22 protein-coding genes, 1 tRNA gene and 1 pseudogene are annotated in these 21618 nt (G+C 62.2%); 9 read left to right on the top strand and 15 right to left on the bottom strand.

Annotated features, from left to right (window positions below):
- Positions 1-258 precede the first annotated feature (258 nt).
- From VGP39_RS16665 to VGP39_RS16635, 7 genes are all read right to left on the bottom strand, one after another.
- Complete coding sequence (locus VGP39_RS16665) at positions 259-726, bottom strand: low molecular weight phosphatase family protein (protein WP_327569206.1); 468 nt, start codon at positions 724-726, stop codon at positions 259-261.
- 203 nt (positions 727-929) lie between these two features.
- Complete coding sequence (locus VGP39_RS16660; protein WP_327569205.1) at positions 930-1424, bottom strand: UPF0262 family protein; 495 nt, start codon at positions 1422-1424, stop codon at positions 930-932.
- Positions 1421-2716, bottom strand: a complete 1296-nt coding sequence (gene hisD / locus VGP39_RS16655; protein WP_327569204.1) for a histidinol dehydrogenase — start codon at positions 2714-2716, stop codon at positions 1421-1423. Before hisD ends, VGP39_RS16660 begins: the two co-directional genes overlap by 4 nt.
- Before the next feature lie 213 nt (positions 2717-2929).
- Positions 2930-3385, bottom strand: a complete 456-nt coding sequence (locus tag VGP39_RS16650) for a DUF2948 family protein (protein WP_327569203.1) — start codon at positions 3383-3385, stop codon at positions 2930-2932.
- A gap of 260 nt (positions 3386-3645) precedes the next feature.
- Positions 3646-4935, bottom strand: coding sequence for a UDP-N-acetylglucosamine 1-carboxyvinyltransferase (gene murA / locus VGP39_RS16645; protein WP_327569202.1), 1290 nt, complete (start codon positions 4933-4935; stop codon positions 3646-3648).
- A 332-nt stretch (positions 4936-5267) separates the two neighbouring features.
- Positions 5268-5885: a ferric reductase-like transmembrane domain-containing protein gene (locus tag VGP39_RS16640; protein ID WP_414644698.1), complete on the bottom strand. Its 618-nt coding sequence runs from the start codon at positions 5883-5885 to the stop codon at positions 5268-5270.
- Positions 5886-6046: 161 nt separating this feature from the next.
- A complete protein-coding gene (locus tag VGP39_RS16635) occupies positions 6047-6538 on the bottom strand; it encodes a Twin-arginine translocation pathway signal (protein WP_327569200.1) in 492 nt (163 codons plus the stop codon).
- Between the two features lie 569 nt (positions 6539-7107).
- Here VGP39_RS16635 and VGP39_RS16630 point away from each other — a divergent pair.
- From VGP39_RS16630 to VGP39_RS16620, 3 genes are all read left to right on the top strand, one after another.
- Entirely contained in the window at positions 7108-8136 is a 1029-nt protein-coding gene (locus VGP39_RS16630; RefSeq protein ID WP_327569199.1) for a putative zinc-binding metallopeptidase, read from the top strand.
- On the top strand, positions 8133-9158 hold the full coding sequence (locus VGP39_RS16625) for a D-alanine--D-alanine ligase family protein (RefSeq protein WP_327569198.1): 1026 nt from the start codon (positions 8133-8135) through the stop codon (positions 9156-9158). The genes VGP39_RS16630 and VGP39_RS16625 overlap by 4 nt, the downstream gene beginning before the upstream one ends.
- A 131-nt stretch (positions 9159-9289) precedes the next feature.
- On the top strand, positions 9290-9847 hold the full coding sequence (locus VGP39_RS16620; RefSeq protein ID WP_327569197.1) for a GNAT family N-acetyltransferase: 558 nt from the start codon (positions 9290-9292) through the stop codon (positions 9845-9847).
- Between the two features lie 215 nt (positions 9848-10062).
- On the opposite strand, the gene VGP39_RS16615 is transcribed toward VGP39_RS16620, so the two are convergent.
- From VGP39_RS16615 to VGP39_RS16605, 3 genes and pseudogenes are all read right to left on the bottom strand, one after another.
- Positions 10063-10302 carry a hypothetical protein gene (locus tag VGP39_RS16615; protein ID WP_327569196.1) on the bottom strand — a complete coding sequence of 80 codons (240 nt, stop codon included), beginning with the start codon at positions 10300-10302 and terminating at the stop codon, positions 10063-10065.
- Positions 10303-10372: 70 nt separating this feature from the next.
- Complete coding sequence (locus VGP39_RS16610) at positions 10373-10567, bottom strand: hypothetical protein (RefSeq protein WP_327569195.1); 195 nt, start codon at positions 10565-10567, stop codon at positions 10373-10375.
- Positions 10568-11127: 560 nt separating this feature from the next.
- Positions 11128-11476 (bottom strand): annotated as a pseudogene (locus VGP39_RS16605) (epimerase); the annotation flags it as partial.
- 154 nt (positions 11477-11630) lie between these two features.
- Here VGP39_RS16605 and VGP39_RS16600 point away from each other — a divergent pair.
- Complete coding sequence (locus tag VGP39_RS16600) at positions 11631-12752, top strand: Fic family protein (protein ID WP_327569194.1); 1122 nt, start codon at positions 11631-11633, stop codon at positions 12750-12752.
- Positions 12753-12822: 70 nt separating this feature from the next.
- Here VGP39_RS16600 and VGP39_RS16595 read toward each other — a convergent pair whose 3' ends face one another.
- The 5 genes from VGP39_RS16595 to VGP39_RS16575 all read right to left on the bottom strand — a co-directional run bounded on the left by VGP39_RS16595 (position 12823) and on the right by VGP39_RS16575 (position 16666).
- The gene (locus tag VGP39_RS16595) at positions 12823-13482 is read right to left on the bottom strand and encodes an epimerase (protein ID WP_327569193.1); all 660 of its coding nucleotides are present in this window, start codon (positions 13480-13482) and stop codon (positions 12823-12825) included.
- Positions 13482-13994 carry a hypothetical protein gene (locus tag VGP39_RS16590; protein WP_327569192.1) on the bottom strand — a complete coding sequence of 171 codons (513 nt, stop codon included), beginning with the start codon at positions 13992-13994 and terminating at the stop codon, positions 13482-13484. The genes VGP39_RS16595 and VGP39_RS16590 overlap by 1 nt, the downstream gene beginning before the upstream one ends.
- 420 nt (positions 13995-14414) lie before the next feature.
- On the bottom strand, positions 14415-14723 hold the full coding sequence (locus tag VGP39_RS16585; RefSeq protein WP_327569191.1) for a UBP-type zinc finger domain-containing protein: 309 nt from the start codon (positions 14721-14723) through the stop codon (positions 14415-14417).
- Positions 14724-14736: 13 nt separating this feature from the next.
- On the bottom strand, positions 14737-16452 hold the full coding sequence (locus VGP39_RS16580; RefSeq protein WP_327569190.1) for an FAD-dependent oxidoreductase: 1716 nt from the start codon (positions 16450-16452) through the stop codon (positions 14737-14739).
- Positions 16453-16471: 19 nt separating this feature from the next.
- Positions 16472-16666: a hypothetical protein gene (locus VGP39_RS16575; RefSeq protein WP_327569189.1), complete on the bottom strand. Its 195-nt coding sequence runs from the start codon at positions 16664-16666 to the stop codon at positions 16472-16474.
- A 49-nt stretch (positions 16667-16715) separates the two neighbouring features.
- On the opposite strand from VGP39_RS16575, the gene VGP39_RS16570 reads away from it, so the two are divergent.
- From VGP39_RS16570 to VGP39_RS16550, 5 genes are all read left to right on the top strand, one after another.
- On the top strand, positions 16716-17162 hold the full coding sequence (locus VGP39_RS16570; RefSeq protein WP_327569188.1) for a nuclear transport factor 2 family protein: 447 nt from the start codon (positions 16716-16718) through the stop codon (positions 17160-17162).
- 115 nt (positions 17163-17277) lie between these two features.
- A tRNA-Thr gene (locus VGP39_RS16565) sits at positions 17278-17352 on the top strand.
- A 378-nt stretch (positions 17353-17730) separates the two neighbouring features.
- Positions 17731-18465 carry an outer membrane protein gene (locus VGP39_RS16560; RefSeq protein WP_327569187.1) on the top strand — a complete coding sequence of 245 codons (735 nt, stop codon included), beginning with the start codon at positions 17731-17733 and terminating at the stop codon, positions 18463-18465.
- Between the two features lie 171 nt (positions 18466-18636).
- Complete coding sequence (locus VGP39_RS16555) at positions 18637-20781, top strand: methyl-accepting chemotaxis protein (protein ID WP_327569186.1); 2145 nt, start codon at positions 18637-18639, stop codon at positions 20779-20781.
- Positions 20782-20916: 135 nt separating this feature from the next.
- On the top strand, positions 20917-21618 hold a 702-nt coding region (locus VGP39_RS16550), incomplete at its 3' end, for an MBL fold metallo-hydrolase (RefSeq protein ID WP_327569185.1).

The following is a 21618-nucleotide window of genomic DNA, read 5'->3' as shown; positions in this document are numbered from 1 at the left end:
CGGGGCTTGTGGCGGGAGGGCGGGAAATTTGCGCGGAACCTATCGGAAGGCATTCGGTGAGACAACACCATAGCTGCCGTTTCCCGGGCGCGATGCGGCGCGTAGCTCTTGCGAAGCGCTGCTTCGCAGAACCGGGACCATACCGAACACAGAGCCGTCATGGCCGGGCTTGACGAGAGAACTATGTTCGTTACGGCCCCGGATTAGCAGCGCACCACGCCGCGAAGAGCGGCGTGCTGCGCAGCATCCGGGGAACGTTCACCCACTCGCCGCTCCACTCCTGGCGAACCGCTTGCGGATGCGCAGCAGCAGGCCGTCGCAGACCTCGCGATAGGCTTCCAGCTTCTGCTCGCGGTTACCTTCGGTTCCCGTCGGATCGTGCGTCGGCCAGTATTCCACGTCGGCGGCAACCGTTCGCGTCAAGTCCAGCGCCTTGTGATGCGCTTCCGGCGACAGCGTGATGATAAGGTCGAAGTTGAGACCTTCCCAGTCCTCCAGTTCCTCGAACGTGGTCGGCTTGTGCTTCGAAATATCCTGGCCGAGTTCGGCCATCACCGCGACGGCGAACGGATCGAGTTCGCCCTTCTTGACCCCGGCGGATTTCACATACAGCGCCTTGGGAAACATCTGCTGCAGCAGGCTTTCCGCCATCGGCGAGCGCACGGCATTCTGGCCGCACGCGAACAATACGGCTTGTGGGACACGCGCGCGCGGCGGAGTCGCCACGCCTCACGGCTTCTTTTCACCTCTCCCCGGAGGGGAGAGGTCGAAGCCGGAGCGCAGCGCAGGCTTCGGGTGAGGGGTCTCTCCGCGCAACGCGGACGCGCGGATAGGCCCCTCACCCGCCGCGCATCTGACGATGCGCGGCGACCTCTCCCCTCCGGGGAGAGGTAAGGAGAGGCCATCGCTTCGCTTCGAATCCATCACGCTCATCCCTTCCAGTGCAAAACGGAGATCAATGTGAACAGCCGCCGTGCGGTCTCGAAATCCACCCGCACCTTGCCCTTCAGCCGTTCCTGCAGCGTGCGCGAGCCTTCGTCGTGAATGCCGCGGCGGCCCATGTCGATGGCCTCGATGCGGTCCGGCGTCGCGGTGCGGATCGCCTGATAATAGCTGTCGCAGATCATGAAATAGTCCTTCACGATTCGCCGGAACGGCGTCAGCGACAATAGATGCGCCACCACCGGCGTGCCGTCCTCGCGGCGGATATCGAACATCAACCGGTTGCCGGTAATGCCGATCAGCAGCGTGAACGGCCCCTCCCCGGCGCCGTCGGGGGCGAACAGATTTTTCTCGATCAGATCGTAGATCGCGATCGCGCGTTCATGCTCGATGTCGGGGCCGGAACGCCCGATCGATTCCTCGTCGAGCGTCACCGCGACGATGCAGTTCCTGGAATCGTCCCCTGAAGGTTGCTTGCTCATGACAAATTGAGGCGCAGTGCGATCGAGCGCGCATGGGCACCCAGGCCTTCGGCCTCGCCCAGCGTCATTGCCGCCGGACCGAGCAGACGCAACTGGTCCGGTCCGCATTTCAGGATCGACGTCCGCTTCATGAAATCGAGCACGCCGAGGCCCGAGGAGAACCGCGCCGAACGCGCCGTCGGCAGCACGTGGTTGGAGCCGCCGACGTAGTCGCCGATCGCTTCAGGCGTATGGGCCCCAATAAAGATCGCGCCGGCATTGCGGATTTGCGCGGCGATGTTTTCGGGATCGGCCGTGATGATTTCCAGATGCTCGGCGGCGATGGAATTGGCCAGCGTCACCGCGTCATCAAGATCCTTAACCAGAATGATCGCGCCGAAATCCTTCCACGACGCCCGCGCGATGTTCGCGCGTGGCAATGTGGTGAGCTGCGCTTCCACCGCGCGCGCGACATCGTCCGCAAGCGCGGCGCTGTCGGTGATCAGGATCGATTGCGCGTTGGCGTCGTGCTCGGCCTGCGCCAGCAGATCGGCGGCGATCCAGTCGGCATTGCCGTTATGGTCGGCGATGACAAGCACTTCGGACGGGCCGGCAATCATGTCGATGCCGACCTTGCCGAACACCAGGCGCTTGGCGGCGGCGACATAGGCGTTGCCGGGACCGACGATTTTCGCCACCGGCGCGATCGTCGCGGTGCCGTAAGCCAGCGCCGCCACCGCCTGCGCGCCACCGACGCGGTAGATTTCAGAAACGCCGCCGAGATGCGCCGCGGCCAGCACCAGCGGATTGAGCCTGCCGTCGGGCGACGGCACCACCATCACCACGCGCCCGACGCCCGCGACTTTCGCCGGCACCGCGTTCATCAGCACCGACGATGGGTAGGCCGCGGTGCCGCCGGGAACATAGAGCCCGACCGCCTCGATCGCGCTCCAGCGCCAGCCAAGCTCGACACCGAGCGCGTCGGTGAAGCGATCATCTTTCGGTAGCTGCCGCCGATGGAAAACCTCGATCCGGTCGCGCGCGAATTTCAGCGCGTCGAGGGTCTTGACGTCGCAGGCCTGCACGGCAGCGTCGATTTCGGCAGGCGCGATCCGCAGGCCCGCGGCATCCAGTTGCAGACGGTCGAACTTGCGGGTCGCCTCGATCAGCGCCGCGTCGCCGCGCGCCGCCACGTCGTCGACGATGGCGCGGGTCGCCAGCTCGATATCGGCCGAGACCTCGCGTTTCATCGCAAGAAACCTGCTGAAACGCCCGGTAAAATCGGCGCTGCGGCTGTCTAGACGAACAGGCATGATGGCTTTCCGGCGGGTCCTGGTCGCAAAGGCCCACTGCTCAATGGCGCGGCGACAAATCGCCGTCAACCCCGTCGCAGCCCACTCCACCGTCATCCTGAGGTGCTTGCCGTCTTCGGCGAGCCTCGAAGGATGGAGCGAGCGCAAGCGGCGATCCTTCGAGGCGCCGCGCAAGCGCGCGGCTCCTCAGGATACGGCGGTGGTTGCGGCGAATCAGGCGTTCAGTCCCGACGACTCGGCGCCTTCGCCGAGCTCGCCGGTGCCGAGATCGTCCGGGCCAAGGTCGGCCAGTTCGCATTCGAGGCATTCGACGTCGAGCCGCAGCGCGCCGCCATGGCTGAACATCAGCACCGCGCTGCCGCCGGGCGCCTCGCCGGGGTGAAATTCGATCCCGAGCAGCTCGAGCGCGGTATCCGGGGCGTCCAGATTGATGTTGCGCGACTTGCAGGACAGCACGCGATCGAAGCGCAATGCCGCGATCAGCCGGCGCGGCTCGGTCGCGCCGTCGAGCGTCTGCTCCCAATCCAGCCGGTTCATGCCGACCACCAGCCGCTTCTCGCTTTGCCGCCAGATGACATCCGCGGTCTGCACATGCGCGTCCTGCACATGCGCTGAGATCACCGCGAGGTCATCGGCATCGAGGGCGATCAGCTTGGGTCTACCCGTCACGAAAACGGATCCTTCTCACCTCTCCCCGGAGGGAAGAGGTCGAAGCCGGAGCGCCAGCGAAGGCTTCGGGTGAGGGGTCTGTCCACGCACTCGGACTCGCGGAGAGGCCCCTCACCCGCCGCGCATCTGACGATGCGCCATAGCCGAAGCTTCGCTTCGGCGTTCTTCAACAAGAACGGCCGCCGAAGGCGGCCTACGCTCTGCCCTGCGGGGAGAGGTGAGCCGAGCGTCATGGCGATTCGGCCTAAAACCATCATGCTCTACCCGCTGATGCGCTCGATGGTGGCGCCGCAGGCCGACAGCTTTTCCTCGAGCCGCTCAAAGCCGCGGTCGAGATGATAGATGCGGTTGACCATGGTTTCACCTTCCGCGGCAAGACCGGCGATGACAAGCGACACCGAGGCGCGCAGATCGGTCGCCATGACGGGCGCGCCGCGCAGTTTCGCGATGCCGTCGATGGTCGCGGTCTCGCCGTCCAGATGAATCCGTGCGCCGAACCGCGCCAGTTCCTGCACATGCATGAAGCGGTTTTCGAAAATCGTCTCGGTGATGTGCGAAGAACCCTTGGCGCAGGCCATCAGCGCCATCAGCTGCGCCTGCAGATCGGTGGGAAAGCCGGGGAACGGGGCGGTCGACACCTTCACCGGATTGATGCCGGCGCCGTTGCGGGCGACGCGGATGCCTTCATTGTTGACGGTGACGGTGGCGCCGGCCTGCGTCAGGATGTCGAGCGCCGATTGCAGCAATTCCGGCCGCGCGCCGGCCAGCTGCACGTCGCCGCCGGTCATCGCCACCGCCATCGCATAGGTGCCGGTTTCGATCCGGTCCGGCAGCACGGTATGCCGCGCGCGTCCCAGCTTAGCGACGCCCTCGATGACGATCCGCGGCGTTCCGGCGCCGGTGATGCGCGCGCCCATCTTGTTCAGGCAGTCGGCGACGTCGAGAATTTCCGGCTCGCAGGCCGCGTTGACTATAACGCTCGTGCCCTTGGCGAGGGTCGCCGCCATCAGCGCGACGTGGGTGCCGCTCACGGTCACCTTCGGGAATTCAATCGTTGCGCCCTTCAGGCCGCCGGGAGCCTTGGCAACGACATAGCCGCCGTCGATGCTGAGCTCCGCGCCGAGTTTTTCCAGCGCCATGATCAACAGGTCGACCGGCCGGGTGCCGATGGCGCAGCCGCCCGGCAGCGACACCTTTGCCTCGTGCATGCGCGCCAGCAGCGGCGCGATCACCCAGAAGCTCGCGCGCATTTTCGAGACCAGTTCGTAGGGCGCGGTGGTGTCGATGATGTCAGCCGCCGAAATGTGCAGGGTCTGGCCCTGATATTCGTGATCGCCGGGGCGCTTGCCCGCCGACATGATGTCGACGCCGTGATTGCCGAGAATGCGCTGCAACTGCGCGACGTCGGCAAGCCGCGGCACGTTGTCGAGAATCAGCGTCTCTTCGGTCAGCAGACCTGCGATCATCAAGGGCAGCGCCGCGTTCTTCGCGCCCGAGATCGGAATGGTGCCATTGAGCTTAGCGCCGCCCACGATGCGAATGCGATCCATGCCAGTTCCCGCTGTTTTGCTATGCACAAAGTATAGGGCGAACCGGCCCACGATAGCAAAAGCCGCGAGATTTACGGCGATTTGATGGGGGATCAGGGCCTGTTTTACCGTCATTCCGGGACCCCGCGCCTTCGCATGGATCCGGCGATCTCAGGCCATCAGGCGGACAGCGCAGTGCGGCACGCGAAGAATAGATATATAATAGGATGGGTTGAGCCTTCGAAACCCATCGCTTTCGCCCACGGATCGGAAGATGGGTTTCGCTGGAGCGATACCCAGCCTACGGGCTCGGAACGTTCCGAAGATCCTTGTCGCTATCAATTCCGCTTGGTCTACTGTCGCGCAATGCTCTCTCCGCGCAACGTCGCTCGCTTTCTCCGCACCCGTAGGTCAGCCATGACTTTCATGGTCGCGCCAAGCACCAGCGCGCAAAGCGCCGCCTTCGACACCGTCTCCATCGTCCCCTCGATCAGTATGCCATGAACCACACTCCCTGCCACGATTACAATCGCGAGGAGCATGTGGGCGATGCGCCAGGTTCGCGGTCGCAGTCCCAATCGCCGGCGCAGTGCAGCCAAAAGCGCGACGGCGAAGATTGCCCACATGGCGATCACACCGAAGGGGGAGAACGGCGTCGGCGATGAGAAGAGAAGGGCGTCGATCATGTCCGGCGGACTGGTGATCCAAAGGCCCCCGACGTGGATCACGACCGCGACCACCAGCGCGCCTCCGATCCAGTGATGTGCGCGCCGTCCACGATAGGACGACAGTCCCGGCAAGTATCCGCCCGCCAGCAGGGGCTGAACGAGCATGAGACCCAGTGCGAGTATCCCTGCGAATCCGGCCAGTATGTAGACCGGACCGCGCCATGCGAGCAGCGGGCTCGCCGCCGCAGCGGCGATCGGCACGCAAACGGCGGCTGCAAGGGCGGCCCAGATCAGGGGGCCCAATCTCATTCCTTTCTTCCCAACTCGTCAGACCCTACCAGATTCACACATCTCGTCATACCCAGGCTTGACCCGCGTATCCATCATCTTTGGAAGACTCTTTTAGAGGATGGATTGCCGGGTCAAGCCCGGCAATGACGACGAGATGTATGCATGCAGCAGGGTCAGACCGGCTGAAGGACGAAGTGCGCCTCCAGGCTGGTCTCTTTTGCGCTCCGCATCACGGGACGCAGAAAGACGGTTTTGAATTCACCGCTGTCATAGGCGAGGTGACCATGCGGTTGGCCGAAGATGGGAATGATCTGCGGCATCTCGAGACGGAACTTGCCATCCTTGTCGGTGAGCGTGGCCCCATGACTCTGTGGCTCGTGTTCCTGCCCTTCGGTCGTGTGCGCCCAAATCTGGACGCGCTGCCCGGCAAGCGGAGCCCCATCACCTGCGCGGCGTACGGTGCCACTCATCCAGAAGCCACCCTTGCCGATCCGATCCACGGTCGGCGCGCCCTTGCGGTAGTTGTTCGCCCCGCCCGACATCGAATCGGTAGGTAGAAGGCCTTGTGCGCGCGCGGGCACCAGGAGCCCGGAAACCCCGGTTGCCAGGACGACGAAGCCGCCAGTGGCGAGGAGGCTGCGGCGGTTGAGTACGACGGTGGTCATGGTAATTCCTCCTGGCGACCGTGCAGTTGCTCCGCGGAAGAGTACAACAACAACCGCGAGAGGCCTAGTTGAGGGCGGCGAAGAGCGCGACAGGTCGCAATAACAGTGTTGTGAACGGGTGTGCCCTCAACCAGCGTCGTTGACGAGGCACACTCAGAAGCGTCCGATGCCGAGGGTTGCTTCTTCAATTGGCCCTTCGCCCCTTGTCGCCGATCGGCCTCAACGTCATGCCATTGAGCATATTGGGCCGACTGACGCTTACACAGGAACCACAGCGAGTGCACGGAGAGCGGCCTGACACTCGGCTGGAGAAACGCCGAAGCCGCATGGGGTTGCATCAGCCTGGGGCTAAAATAACAAAGAATCGCCGTCTGGAATTAACGAGGCCGCCGCATCGGGGGCCTGCCTTGTTCCAAGCTGATGTAGCGCTGGCCGCGCTGAAGTCTGAAAATGACTCAAAGCCGATATGGGTCGCTGAACAACGGCGCGCCGCGCAGACTCGGCGGTTGTTGTCAGCAACATCCTATGACACCATCCGGGTATCGAGTTGTCATGACTTCTAGAGGCCAATGCCCCGCCGGAAATATGCCTGGGAAAAGCTGTCGGATGAGCAGTTGCTCCAGCAACGCCTCAGTAGTCTGAGGGTTGCGGTCGAAGGCACCTGGCTAGAGGATTGTGTCAGCACTCTTTATGAAGAGCTTGAAGAGCGCGGCATCCGGCTGCGGCCACATACATGGATATCCAGCGAATGGTTCAGTCCGGCGGATGTGCCCGGCATTGCGATTCCCTTCTATCTCAGTCATCCCCGCCTGATGAAGCTCGAGAAGAAAATAATGCTCGACGTCGAGGGCGGCACCTGGTCCGAATGCATGGCCATCCTCCGCCATGAGGCAGGTCATGCCATCCAGCACGGCTATCAGCTGCAGCGCCGCCGGCGTTGGCAGCAGCTGTTCGGCCGGTCCTCAAAGCACTACCCGCGCTACTACCGGCCCAATCCGGCCAGCCGGCAGTATGTCCAGCATCTTCGGCTCTGGTACGCCCAGAGCCATCCGGACGAGGATTTCGCTGAAACCCTCGCGGTGTGGCTGCGGCCGCGTTCGAACTGGCGGACACGCTATGCCGGCTGGCCAGCGCTGAAGAAGCTCGAATATGTCGACGAACTGATGGAGGAAATCGCCGGAAAGCGGCCGCTGGTCACGACGCGGGAGCGTGTCGATCCGCTGCATGAACTCGGCCAGACACTTGGCGAGCACTATAAAAAGAAGCAGGCGTTCTACACCTTCAGGCCACCGAAGACTTACGACCGCGACCTCTCCCGGCTGTTTTCCGCCGATCCCCGGCATCGCCGGAGGCCGCCGGCTTCTGCATTCATCAGGCGGCACCGCGCCCACATCAGGCAGCTGGTTGCGCGGTGGACCGGCGAGAACCAACTTACGCTTGATGCCGTACTTGACGACATGATCTTGCGCTGCCGAGAGCTCAATCTGCGCGCTGTCGGCTCCGATCGGAAGCTTGTGGCTGACTTCACCGTCCTGTTGACCGCCAAGACCATGCACGCGCTGTTCGGTCCTTCGCGGCGAAAATGGATCGCGCTATGAGACGCCTGCGCGTTCTGGTGCTCATGCATCCGGACTTCGTGCCCCCGGACTCCACCGACGGATACACTACGCGGCAAATCAACGAATGGAAAACAGAATACGACGTCGTGAGCACCTTGCGCAGCGCCGGCCATGATGTTCGCCCGCTCGGTGCGCAGGAGGAGATCAAGCCGGTGCGCGAGGCGATCGAAAGTTTCAAGCCGCACGTGGTATTCACGTTGCTGGAGCAGTTTCACAACGAGCCCACGTATGACCAGCACGTCGCAAGCTATCTCGAACTGATGCAGATCCCTTACACCGGGTGCAACCCGCGTGGTCTGATCCTGGCGCGCGGCAAGGATCTGTCCAAGACATTGGTGCACCACGGCCGGATCGCGGTGCCGGCCTTCGCCGTATTCCCGATGCGCCGAAAGGTCAAACGCCCAGCGCGTCTTGCGCTGCCGTTGATCGTCAAGAGCCTGAACGAGGATGGATCCCGGGGTATCTCGCAGGCATCCGTCGTTAATACCGACGACAAGCTTGCAGAGCGCGTCGCCTTCGTCCACGAGCGGGTCGGAACCGCCGCGATCGCCGAGCAATATATCGAGGGACGTGAGCTTTATGTCGGCGTGCTCGGCAATAATCGGTTGCGAATCTTGCCGGTTTGGGAATTGGAATTCGGCACCATGGGCGGCCACGCCATAGCCACCGAGAAGGTCAAACACGATTCCGGCTATCAGGAGCGCGTGGGAATTATAGATGGGCTGGCCAAGAACCTTGCGCCGGAGGCACGCGCCCGCATCCAGCGAACGGCGAAACGCATCTACCGAACACTGGGGCTCGATGGATACGCGCGCATCGACTTTCGCCTCTCTGCCGACGGCACCCTGTATTTCATTGAAGCGAACCCCAATCCGCAAATCGCGGAGGGCGACGTGTTCGCTGCAGCGGCCCGGCATGACGGACTTGATTACCCGGACCTCCTGCATCGCATCCTGGCGCTCGGAATAAGCCGGGCAACCGCCGGCGCATCCGTAGGCTGAGACGGGGTTGCGGAAGAGCTCGCAGGATGGGTTGAGCCCTTTGCGAAACCCATCGCTTTGCCGCGGATCAGAAAATGGGGTTTCGCTTCGCTCAACCCATCTACGAGCCATGGTACAGGTACTGTGTCGGAATGATTGCAGCCTCGTTCGAAGGACTCGATACGCCCGTGGCAGACTTCGCGCGCCCTCGATCAAACTGGACAATTCGGCCATTCCAGCATGGCGATGCACCCGGGGCTCGTCGGCTCATTGAAACCGTTTGGCATGAGCACTTTGACCGTCACCCCGACCGGTTTGTGCGAAATTTCATCTATTCGCGCTTGTCGGACGTCGACAACGCCGAAACTGTATATAGCGATCAAGCACTCTTTTTGTGTGCGATTGGCGAAGCCGAGATCATCGGCACAGGCGCGATAAGGCCTCTCGACAATCGAGAGTGTGAATTGGCGCGCATGTTCGTCGCCTCACCCTACCGAGGACGTGGGGTCGGACGCGCCATCGCAGACGAGTTGATCAAATTCGCTCTCAGCGCTGGATATGATCAGGTGCGTTTGTCCAGCAACAACGCCTTAGCGGCCTCGCATCGTCTTTACGAAAGCATGGGTTTCCAATCCACGCCACCCTGGGACCCCGGAGGTGAGGCCGACTCTCGCTACTACGCCCTTCGAATTGGCCGCAGGATGCGTTGAGCCTTTGCGAAACCTTTCGCTTTCGCACACGGATCAGCCCGTAGGATGGGTTGAGCCCTTTGCGAAACCCATCGCTTTGCCGCGGATCGATGGGGCTCGGTGTCCTTGCTGGCACTGTCTTCCTCCAGAGCGCTGGATGTTTCCGCGCAGCGACGGCCGATTGAATCGGGTGGCATGGCCGCGCGCTCGCAAAGGCTCATACGGACTGTATCCATTTACATTTCGTCGCCTTGCCCGCGAGGCCAGACCCTTATGCGGCCGTCAGGTTCGAGATAACGCGTCGCGGTGTCGACGTGGTCGCGGCGCGTGCGCCGGGCGATCTCGCGGCGGACCATCGCCCAATATGGATCGGGGGGCTGACGTCGCTCCGCGGCCACGGCACGGCTGCGGGCTTCGTAATAGGCGCCATGCCCGAGCAGCGCGATCATGGTCTCGGCATCGGCCGAAACCCGCATCGACAGCTCGCGCCGCCGATAACCGGCTTCAACCCTAATGTTTTGTTGAACACTCCCACAGACGACATCGTCAAAACGAAGTGATCTTGAGCCACCCTACTATCAGTAGCGCAAAACCTGAGGCAATGGTGGCCCATAGTCCCGCCCTCCTTCGCACCGCCCACAGCCCAACCAGCAGGATGAAGACAGCCCAAGGCCGGCCAAGCGCCTTGCGCAGTTCGGTTGCCCGACCAAGCACCTTATCGACCTCGCCTTCATCAGACATGACTTCGCCCTCCGAGCAAACACCCGTCAAGATTTCTAAAGCTCGTACCTCCCGAGCCGGCGAAAAGATCCACAACACGGGACAACACTCAACAACGCACCGTGTAAGGTGGACTTGCCATAATAAACCGCAACGCACCGAGCGGTTATAGGCCCAGACGCTGCAACCAACGCGGCGATTCAATACGTCTTTTCAACCGCTTACAAATTATACCTATAATCGTCCTCGACCCTCAGTTCGCGGAAGATCATGCCGCGCGACATGTTGCTGATGGTGCCGTTTGGACTATCAAATGAGCGGTATGACTCCAGATATCTTCGTCAGCGGTCCTATCCGTAACTCGACTGGTATTCATCGAACGCTTGTCAGAGCAGTTTAGTGAGTCGGTCGCAACGGACGGTTTATTTTCTCGATAAAGAGATCATGAGCCCAAGCTCAGAAGTCGCTCAATCCGAGCTTCCAAGCGCTCGTTTCAACGACCAAATTCCGCGCGCTGGTGTCTGGATTCGCGGGTTCGCTCATTCAGCTGCGCTAATGAGCGCCCGGAATGACGGTTCAATCTAAACCGCGTTGATATCCTCACTCTCCAGCACCGGCTTCCGATATCCTCCCGCACGACCTTGATCATGGCGCGCCCGACCTTCTCCGTCGTCGTCGCATACGCCGGCGCTACCCTGTTCAGCAGCATCCATAGCGGCGCGGTCGCGGCATAGGTCGGGTGAATCCATCTTGTCTTCGACCTGACGCCATGCAGCGGCTGGATCGCGCCGGGCGAAACATGTAGGCGGCCTTGAACGGCAGTTTGAGCAGGTCGTTCTCGGTCTTGCCCTTGACCCGCGCCCGCATCGGCTTGCCCTGCTCGGTGCCTCGCCCCGAGACGTAGACGAACGTCACGCTGGTTTGACAGCGACGCCGCCGGCTGAAACTCATAGATATATAAATTATTACAAATAGTTATGCCGTGATGCGGAGAATAACTCCCGCAATCTCCGCAATATGTGCGGATATTGTACTTGCTCTCATGCGGCGAAAATCGTTACAATCGCCGCAAAAGGCGCGGAGAATGACTGAATACATCCACGACCTTCCGGCCTGGCCCAAATTCGAATGGGATCAGCGCGGCCTTGCCACACAACTTGCGGCGGTCCGGCATCGCCAGGGCCGGCTCATTGGACGCATGCAGGCGCTCGGTTTTCTGCTTCGGGAGGAAGCGGTCCTGCAGACCCTGACCGAAGACGTCGTCAAATCCAGCGAGATCGAAGGTGAAATCCTCGACAAGGATCAAGTGCGGTCCTCGATCGCGCGGCGCCTCGGAATGCAAGCGGCTGCGCTGCCGTCCGCCGACCGCGACGTCGAGGGCGTGGTCGAGATGACGCTCGACGCCACGCAGAAGTTCAAAGAAAAACTCACCCGGGACCGGCTGTTCGACTGGCACGCTTCGCTGTTTCCCACAGGGCGAAGCGGCATGAGAAAAATCATCGTCGGCGCCTGGCGCGACGAAAAGTCAGGACCCATGCAGGTCGTCTCCGATCGCCATGGCCGTGAGCGTGTCCACTATGAAGCGCCCGGCGCCGGACGGCTCGACGCCGAGATGCAGGAATTCCTCGACTGGTTCAACGGCGCGGATGATTCCGATCCGGTCCTCAAGGCAGCGCTCGCGCATCTGTGGTTCGTTACCATCCATCCGTTCGAGGACGGCAACGGGCGCATCGCGCGGGCTATCGCCGATATGTCTCTTTCGCGCTCGGAACAGAGCACACAGCGCTTCTACAGCATGTCCGCGCAAATCCGGCTCGAACGCAAGGCGTATTACGACATACTGGAATCAACGCAAAAAGGCGGTCTCGACATAACGCCCTGGATGGAATGGTTCCTGGGCTGCCTCGACCGCGCCTTCGATGGCGCCGAGAAAACGCTCGCCGTTGTTTTCAAGAAGGCGGACTTTTGGAAGAAACATTCGTCGGCGTCGCTCAATGAGCGTCAGCGCGATATTGTTAATCGTCTGCTCGATGGCTTCGATGGCAAACTTACCTCCTCGAAATGGGCTGCAATCGAGAAATGCTCGCCGGATACAGCTCTGCGCGACATCGCTGATCTGATCGAGCGCAGACTCCTTAAGAAAGACGAGAGCGGCGGCCGCAGCACGAGCTATTCGCTGATCGAGGAAACGAGTCCGAGACCGTAGGGCGGATTAGCAGCGTAATCCGCCATCTTCGCAGCATCGGAAGCGGCGGATTGCGCTTCGCTAATCCGCCCTAAACCGCGTTGATATCCTCACTCTCCAGCACCGGCTTCCGATATCCCTCCCGCGCGACCTTGATCATGGCGCGCCCGACCTTCTCCGTCGTCGTCGCATACGCCGGCGCTACCCTGTTCAGCAGCGCCCATAGCGGCGCGGTCGCCATATAGGCCGCATGAATCCAGGCGGTCTTCGACCTCACGCCATGCAGCGGCTGGATCGCCGCGGGGCGAAACATGTAGGCCGCCTTGAACGGCAGCTTGAGCAGGTCGTTCTCGGTCTTGCCCTTGACCCTCGCCCACATCAGCTTGCCCTGCTCGGTACTGTCGGTGCCTCGCCCGGTGACGTAGGTGAAAACCATGTTAGGGGTGAGTCGTGCCAGCGTCGTCGCCGCGGCCATGGTGATGTCGTAGGTCAGGTGGCGGTAGCGCGCCTCGTTCATGCCGATCGAAGACACGCCGAGGCAGAAGAAGCAAGCGTCATATCCCGCAAGCTGCGATTCAAGGGCCGAAAAATCGAAGAAATTATCATGCTTCAGTTCGCGCAGCTTGGGGTGGGTTTGACCGGTCGGGCTGCGCCCGACCGCGAGCACGCTTTCTACGCCGGCATCGAGCAGGCATTCGCGCAACACGCCTTGCCCGACCATTCCGGTGGCGCCGAACAGGATGATTTTCATCAGGCAAATTGCGGCGCCGGGCGAAACCGCCTGATCGCGCCGATGATGACGATGATGAAGAACACCAGCACGATGCCCTGGAGAATCGCGAAGGGAGGCTCGCTCGGCGGCACGCTCGGCGCCAGCGCATGCAGCGGACCTAGCTTCAGGAAGCTCTGGATGACCAGCACGAACACGTTGAGGTAAAGCGAGATCAGCGCGGTCAGCACATAGACCCAGCGCCACGAGCCGGAAAGTTTCTGGCCGTAGAGCGCAAAACACGCAATCGCCAGCAGCACCAGCGAGAGCGCGCCGATGATGTGCGACGGCAGCAGCTTGTCGGACAGCAGAGGCGGAATCAGAAAACCTGTGGCGCTGGTCAAAATCGTAAACAGCAGGAAACTCGCGGTCCAGCCGGGCATCCGCCTGGAGCCCAGCATTCCGAACATCGCGACAAAACCCGCTGCGATCCCGACCAGGCTGATAATCACATGCACGAGTACAAACGTCGAAAGGCTCATCCCCAAGATCATGATGCTCTCCCCCCCTTTAGAAACGGTCGAATGCTACGACGCGGCGCGCGGGATTGCTATTCACAGAGCGGAGCGCGCGCCAAATCCATTGCCGTTGCCGCGATCTCAGGCACATTGTGCAATTTACGGGCATGACGAACGAAAGGTAGCGGCGCGCGGCTTCTCTATGGAATATTTTCCGCAATTTCATGACATCCATCGAAGCCGCGAAACCAAGACGCTTAAGCTGTAAGTACTTGAGCTTGATGGAGATCAGGCCGAAAACCTTGGTTTCCCGCCGTAGTTTTGCGGCAGCCTTCCCGCCATTCGGCCGCAAGCGCGTAAGTGAAATCGCGCGATCGGCGCACATGCATCTTAAGCGCTTCGATTCTATGTGATTTTGTCTGCAGCGTTTCCAAACCGTTGCAGCAAATTCAGACTTCAGTAATAGCGCGGGATCGGACCGTTGTGCGGCGTCTTACGTTTCGACAGATCGAACAGCACTTCGTCGACGTAGCACCAGCCCCAACCTTCCGGCGGATCGTAGCCCTCGATGACCGGATGCCCGGTGGCATGAAAATGTTTGGTTGCATGCTTGTTGGGAGAATCGTCGCAGCAGCCGACATGACCGCAGCTGCGGCAGATCCGCAAATGCAGCCACACGCTGCCGCTTTGCAGACATTCCTCGCAGCCGAGCGCGCTCGGCGTGACATCGCGGATGCCAGCGATATGGGTGCAGCCTTTTGTCATGCTTCTTCTCCAGCTAAAGCGCCGGCCCCGCCGTGTCGCCGAGAAAACCATGCAGCGCCGCCACCACCTGGGCGCCTTCGCCGATCGCGCCGCCGACGCGCTTGACCGATCCGGAACGGACGTCGCCGACGGCGAATACACCGCGCACCGAGGTTTCCAGCGCCGAGGCCGATTGCCCTTCAGGTTTCCTGCATTGCGCGCCGGTCACCACAAAGCCTCCGCGATCCACCATCACGCCGCAGCCGTCGAGCCAGCCGGTGGCGGGGTCGGCGCCGACGAACAGGAACAGGTTGCGGATCTCCATGCCGCTCTCCTCGCCGGACAAGCGGCTGCGCAAGCGCACGCGCTCGAGCGAACCATCTTCGGTGCCCTCGAGCCCGACCACCTCGGTGTTGAAAACCAGTTCGATGTTCGCCGTGGCCTCGATGCGCTCGATCAGATAGCGCGACATGCTGGCGCCAAGGCCGCCGCCGCGGATCACCATGTGAACCCTGCGGGCGTGACCCGCCAGAAACACCGCGGCCTGCCCTGCGGAATTGCCGCCGCCGACCAGCACGATCTCCTGCTCCGCGCACAGCCGCGCCTCGATCGGCGAGGCCCAATACCAGACCCCGCGGCCTTCGAACCTGTCGAGGTCTTCAATGTCGGGACGGCGGTAACGCGCGCCGCTCGCCACCACCACGGATTTGGCGCGCAACACCTCGCCATCGTCGAGCGTCAGGCCGAATGCGCCGTCGTCGCGCGAACAGTCCAGCGACTTGACCTCGATTGGAATCATGATGTCGGCGCCGAACTTCTGCGCCTGGTTGTAGGCCCGCGCCGTCAAAGCCATCCCGGAAATACCGGTCGGAAATCCGAGATAGTTCTCGATTCTAGCGCTGGCGCCGGCCTGCCCGCCGAACGCACGCGCATCGCAGGCCGCGACCGAGAGGCCTTCGGACGCCGCATACACCGCGGTGGCCAGCCCTGCGGGACCGCTGCCGACGATGGCAACGTCGTAAATCCTGTCCTTGGCGATGGCGCGGATCATGCCCATCGCGCGCGCCAGTTCGGACTCTGTCGGATTGCGCAGCACGGTGCCGTCGGGTGCCACCACCAACGGCCAGTCAGTCGGCGACGGCGAGTAGCGCGCGATCAGTTCGGCGGCGTCGGGTTCGATGGCTGGATCGAGCAGATGATGCGGATAGCCGTTGCGGGTGAGAAATCCCAGCAGGCGAACGACGCCGCTGGAATTCGACGGGCCGATCAGCACCGGGCCGCCGACGCCGCCCCGGATCAGGCTGACCCGGCGCAGGATCAGCGCGCGCATGATGCGCTCGCCGAGATCGGCTTCCGCGACCAGCAGTGCGCGCAATCGCTCCGGCGGGATCAGCAGGGTTTCGACATCGCCTTCGGCCTGGCCATCGACCAGTGCGGGGCGGCCCGAAAGCTGGCCGATCTCGGCCAGGAACTGCCCCGGCCCCTGATCGATCACCGGCGTGACATGCCCGAGGCCATCGCGCTGGGTGATGGCGACGTGGCCGGACAGGATGACAAACATGCCTGGCCCCGGCTTGCCGGTTTCGAACAGTTTTTCGCCGTGCCCGTAGTTGCGGAGCTCGCCGAACCGGCGCATGCGCGCGATCTCCGGCGCCGTCAGCGCCGGAAAGGTCTGCTCATGACGCGGAAACATCGCGGCCGCCGAAGCCTTGCCGTCGGTCTTGATTCCGGTCGCGGGGTCTACGCCCATATTGGTCTCCCGCTGCTGTTCACTCCGCTTTCCCGCTGGAACCATGTGGTGCCACGTCGTCGTCTTCGGAAGGTGCGATCGCGCCCGCGCTACGCCCCCTGGCCTGGGATTTCCGCCGCTTGAGGTTTTCGCGCAATGCGAGCTTCAGCCGATCCTGCCTCGGATTCACCGCTGGGTTTTTGCCCTCGCGTTTTTCAGGCTCTTCGTTCATCATCGGCCCTCGTTGGGGTGCTGGCGGAAGACATGATCCGGAGATTACCTTGATGGGCGAAAACCAGTCATTGGCGCCGCTGCCGCAACTGACCCTGGCCGAATGGCATGCATTCGTCGCCACCGGCAATCAAGACCTGCTGGCCCCGCTGCTGTCGGAACATATGGTGTTTCGCTCGCCGATCGTGCAATCGCCGATTCCGGGGCGCGCGGCTGCGATCCTGGTGCTGACCACGGTGGTGCAGATTTTCGAGAATTTTCGCTATCATCGCGCGTTCGTCGCCGGCTCCCACGACGCCGCGCTGGAATTTGCCGCCAATATCGGAAAATGGCAGCTCAAGGGCATTGATCTGATCAAGTTCAACGCCGCCGGCGAAATGATCGAATTCGAGGTGATGATCAGGCCGATCAAGGCATTGCAGGCGTTGGCCGACGAAATAGGCAACCGGATCGGCCCGCAACTGGCCCAATTGAAGGGGGCCGCGCCGGCTCCGCATTGATTTTCGCGGCCTTTCATGATGGCCGCGCAGCCTACCCCGCGCTTGCGCGGACTTTGGCCTTGTGGCAAGGATCGGCGGCCCAACGGAGGCCTTTTTGGCCGATTCCTGTGCGCATGCTGCCGTAGCTCAGTGGTAGAGCACTCCATTGGTAATGGAGAGGTCGACAGTTCAATCCTGTCTGGCAGCACCAGTTTCTGGTCAATTTGACATGGCGTTTTCCGAGCTTGAAATTAAGCACTGCGAGAAGCTGGTCGCCAGGTTTGTTTCGAAGCGCGTCCACCGCCGCATATTCGCGCCAAGCTTGACCTCGCATTTCTGCAGATCGTTCAAAATGACGAGTACGGCTGCTTCTTCGGCTAGCTGAACTGCAAAATTAAGGCGCCATTTAGAATTCATTAAGGCTTAATTAAGTACGTAAAAATCGATGTTATTCGAATCATGCGGAACACTCGCGCTGTGACCTATCGGTGACAGTATTTTACGCCAAAGCTGTCTAACTCCCGGCATCGACGACGCCGAACTGCGGCGCATCTGAAAAAATCAAACGACTGTCTGGAGAACAAATCTAATGAAGAAGTTTCTACTCGCTACTGTGGCCCTCGTCGCTCTCGGCGCGACCGTGCCAGCACTTGCAGCCGATCTCGGCGCCCGCCCCTCTACCAAGGCTCCGGCCTACGCGGCGCCGATCTACAACTGGACCGGCTTCTACATCGGCGGCCACATCGGCGGCGCGTTCGCCGGCGACAACAATTTCGGCGGCCTCGCCAACAACGGCAATGACGGCCGCTTCCTCGGCGGCGTGCAGGGCGGCGCCGACTATCAGTTCGCGCCGAACTGGGTGCTCGGTGTCGAAGGCCAGTACAGCTGGCTCGGCAACAATAACAACGCCGTCGCCTTTACCGGCGCGGGTGCTGGTTTCATCTACAACAACAACCAGCGCGCCATCGGTTCGGCTACCGGCCGGGTCGGCTACACCTGGGGTCCGGGGATGCTCTACGTCAAGGGCGGCTATGCCTGGGCCGACACCCGTGACACGCTGACCTTCGCCGGCGCGCCGGTGGCGTTCACCTTCGACCACCGCCACAAGGACGGCTGGACCGTCGGCGGCGGCCTCGAATACATGTTCGCCCAGAACTGGTCGGGCAAGATCGAGTATCAGTACTACAACTTCGGCAACAGCGCGTTCGTGACCCCGGCTCCGCTGGTCGCGTTCGGTTCGTTCCGTACCGACGAACACACCATCAAGGGTGGCATCAACTACCGCTTCAACTGGGGCCCCGGCCCGGTCGTCGCGAAGTACTGATGTCCGTCCGAAACTGACGTTCCGAAAAATAGAAAGGCCGGCCCTTGCGCCGGCCTTTTTGTTTGGGGACGGCAAAATTAGTAAAATCCACGGCATTTTCCCGATTTTGTTAACCAGGCAACGCGATACTGCCAGGCGATTCACCCTAGGATTGACGGGCGCGGGGATCCCATGGCGTTGCCATCGACATCGGGCAAGTTTGGACGGTTGACCATCCGGCGCCTGCGATGGGGCATCAGAGGCAGTCTTTTTGCCGCCTTTGCGGCAATCGCGGGAATGACGATTCTCATCAGCGCCGGCGCGGGCATGGTGCTGGGCCAGCTCGGCGAGATGATGATCGACTTGAGTGGCCGTGACATTCCGAGGCTGGCCGCAAGCCTGCAACTTGCGTCCCAAAGCGCGGCGCTTGCCAGCCAGGGACCGGCGTTGCTGGCCTCTCGCACCGAAGAGGCGCTGCAGGAGCGCTCCAGAACGATGAAAGCGGCCCGGCAGATCGCGCTCGACAAACTCGGCGAGATCATCGAACTCGGGGCTGACAAGGACGTGATCTCGGCACTGACTGAGACCGTCAAAGATATCGACGACGCCATCAAGAACCTCGGCGCCGCGGCGCGGGAACGGCTCGATGCCGCGGCTAGCCACGAAAAATTGTATCGGGCGCTGCGCAGCGCCCAGGCCGGCTTCGTCGCCGCCGCCAGTCCGGCGATGATGGACGCGCAGACCACGATCAACGCCATTCTCGGGTCCGCCAACCTCTCCCAGGACGACGCAACGGAAGCCGCGCGGACGGTGGAGCAACTCGGCAACGTCATCTCCTCCAGCAATCTGATGGCGTCCGACATGATGGCGGCGCTGTCGGCCGACAGCAGTGCACCGCTCGACGCCATCGAGAAGGAATTTCAGAAGATACAAGCGCGCGTCAAATCCAACCTCGATCTGCTTCCCAAAAACAGCGGCACCAAAGCCGTCAAGGACGCCGCGCTGAAGTTGCTGGCGCTGGGCGAAGGCAAGACCAGCGTCTTTAAAGTCCGCCAGAAGGAGTTCGACGCCAGCGATTACGGCCAGGTCGTGCTCGGCGAAACCCGCAAGCTCAATGACGGGCTTGGCATCAGCGTCAAGCGGCTGGTGGACGGCGTGCAGACCGATACCGATGCCGCGACCTGGCGGGCGCGGCAGCAGATTTCGCTGGCGACCACGGTCATGATGGCGCTGGGCGGCCTGACGCTGGTCGGCTCGGCGTTGTTCGTCTGGCTTTATGTCGGCCGCAATATCCTGCGGCGGATCGGCAGCCTGCAGCGCTCGATGCAGCTTCTGTCCGATGGTGACCTGGAGACCAAAATCTATCGCAGCCGGCAGAACGACGAGATCGCGGTGATGGCGGGTTCGCTGGAGATTTTCCGCGAGAGCATGATCGCCGCGCGCGACCTCGGCACGGCCCAGGACAAAGACCGCATCGCCAAGGCCGAGCGCGCCTCGCGCATGGAAGCGCGGATCGTCGACTTCGAAGCCACCGTCCGCATGGCGCTGGACGGCTTGCAGACGTCGGCCAATTCCATGCAGACCACGGCGCAGAGCATGTCGGCGACCGCCGATCGTTCCAGCGCGCTGGTGGGCGCGGTGGCATCCGCCGCCGAGGAAACCTCGGTGAATGTGCAGACCGTGGCGTCCGGCACCGAGGAATTGTCGTCATCGATCTCCGAGATCGGCCGCCAGGTTATCAGTTCGGCAGAAATTGCCAGCAAGGCCGTCACCGAGGCCGACGAAACCGATGCCACCATGCGGGGTCTCGCCGACAATGCCAGTCGCATCAGCATCGTGGTCGATCTCATTCAAACCATCGCGTCGCAAACCAATCTGCTGGCGCTCAACGCCACCATCGAGGCCGCCCGCGCCGGCGAAGCCGGCCGGGGTTTTGCGGTGGTCGCGTCCGAGGTGAAAAGCCTCGCCAACCAGACCGCGAAGGCGACCGACGAAATCCGCCAACAGATCGCCGGCATGCAGCAGGTCGCCGCCTCCGCGGTCGGGGCCATCCGCAACATCGGCCAGACCATCGGCGAGATCAACGAAGTGACCACCGCCATTGCCGCTGCGGTCGAACAGCAGGGCGCGGCGACGCGCGAGATCGCCCGCAACATTCAGCACGCGGCCGGCGGCACCAGCGAGGTTTCCAGCAACATCGTCGGCGTCAGCACGGCTTCCGCCGAGGCGGGATCGGCCGCCAGCCAGGTGCTCAGCGCATCCGGCGACCTTCGCCGCGAGGCCGACGTCCTGCGCGACGAAATTCATGCCTTCCTCGCCAACATTCGGGCGGCCTGACACATCATTTCGCCATGCGCAGCAGGGCGTTGCCTGCGCCGCCAGCGCATGGATCGCATTGCTCGACCGGAATTTCGACTGGCGCCGGAGCGATTGTGCCGCTAAGCCGATAGCGACAAATCGCGAACCGAAAAGATGCATTCAAGAGCCGAACCCATCCAGTCCTCGGTCGAGGCCCTGCGCTATCCCTGGGAGAGCCATCCCGGGCCGGACCAGGTCGTCGAGGTGATGCCGGGCGTGTTGTGGGTGCGGCTGAAGCTGCCGTTCCGTCTCAACCATGTGAACATCTATCTGCTCGCCGATGGCGACGGCTGGGCCATGGTGGATTCCGGTTTCGGCAACGAGGAAACGATCGCGGCGTGGACGACGCTGTTCGAGGGGCCGCTCGAGCATATGAAGATCACGCGGCTGATCGTGACCCACTCGCACCCCGATCATGTCGGCCTCGCCGGCTGGATTGTCGAGCGCTTCGGCTGTCCGCTTGTCATGTCGCAGGTCGAATATCTGCAGTCGGTGTATCACCAGAACCGCGGCACCGAAGAACGCAAAATGGCGCAGCGGCTGTTCTTCCGCCGTCACGGCATGGACGAGACCCTGACCGACAAGCTGCTTGGCCGCGGCCAGGACTATCTGAAGCGGGTATCGGTCCTGCCGGCGTCGTATCGGCGTATTTCCCATGGCGACGAGATTTCGGTCGGCGCAAGGCGCTTCAAGGTCATCACCGGCGGCGGCCACGCGCTCGATCAGGTGATGCTGTATTGCGCCGCCGACAAGCTGTTCCTGTCGGCCGACCAGGTGCTGAGCAAGATTTCGCCGAACGTCAGCGTCTGGGCGGTC

This window comes from Bradyrhizobium sp. (assembly GCF_036009065.1).
GTDB lineage: Bacteria > Pseudomonadota > Alphaproteobacteria > Rhizobiales > Xanthobacteraceae > Bradyrhizobium.
Note: the sequence above shows the minus strand (reverse complement) of the source record. Positions and strands in the feature narration are given on the sequence as shown.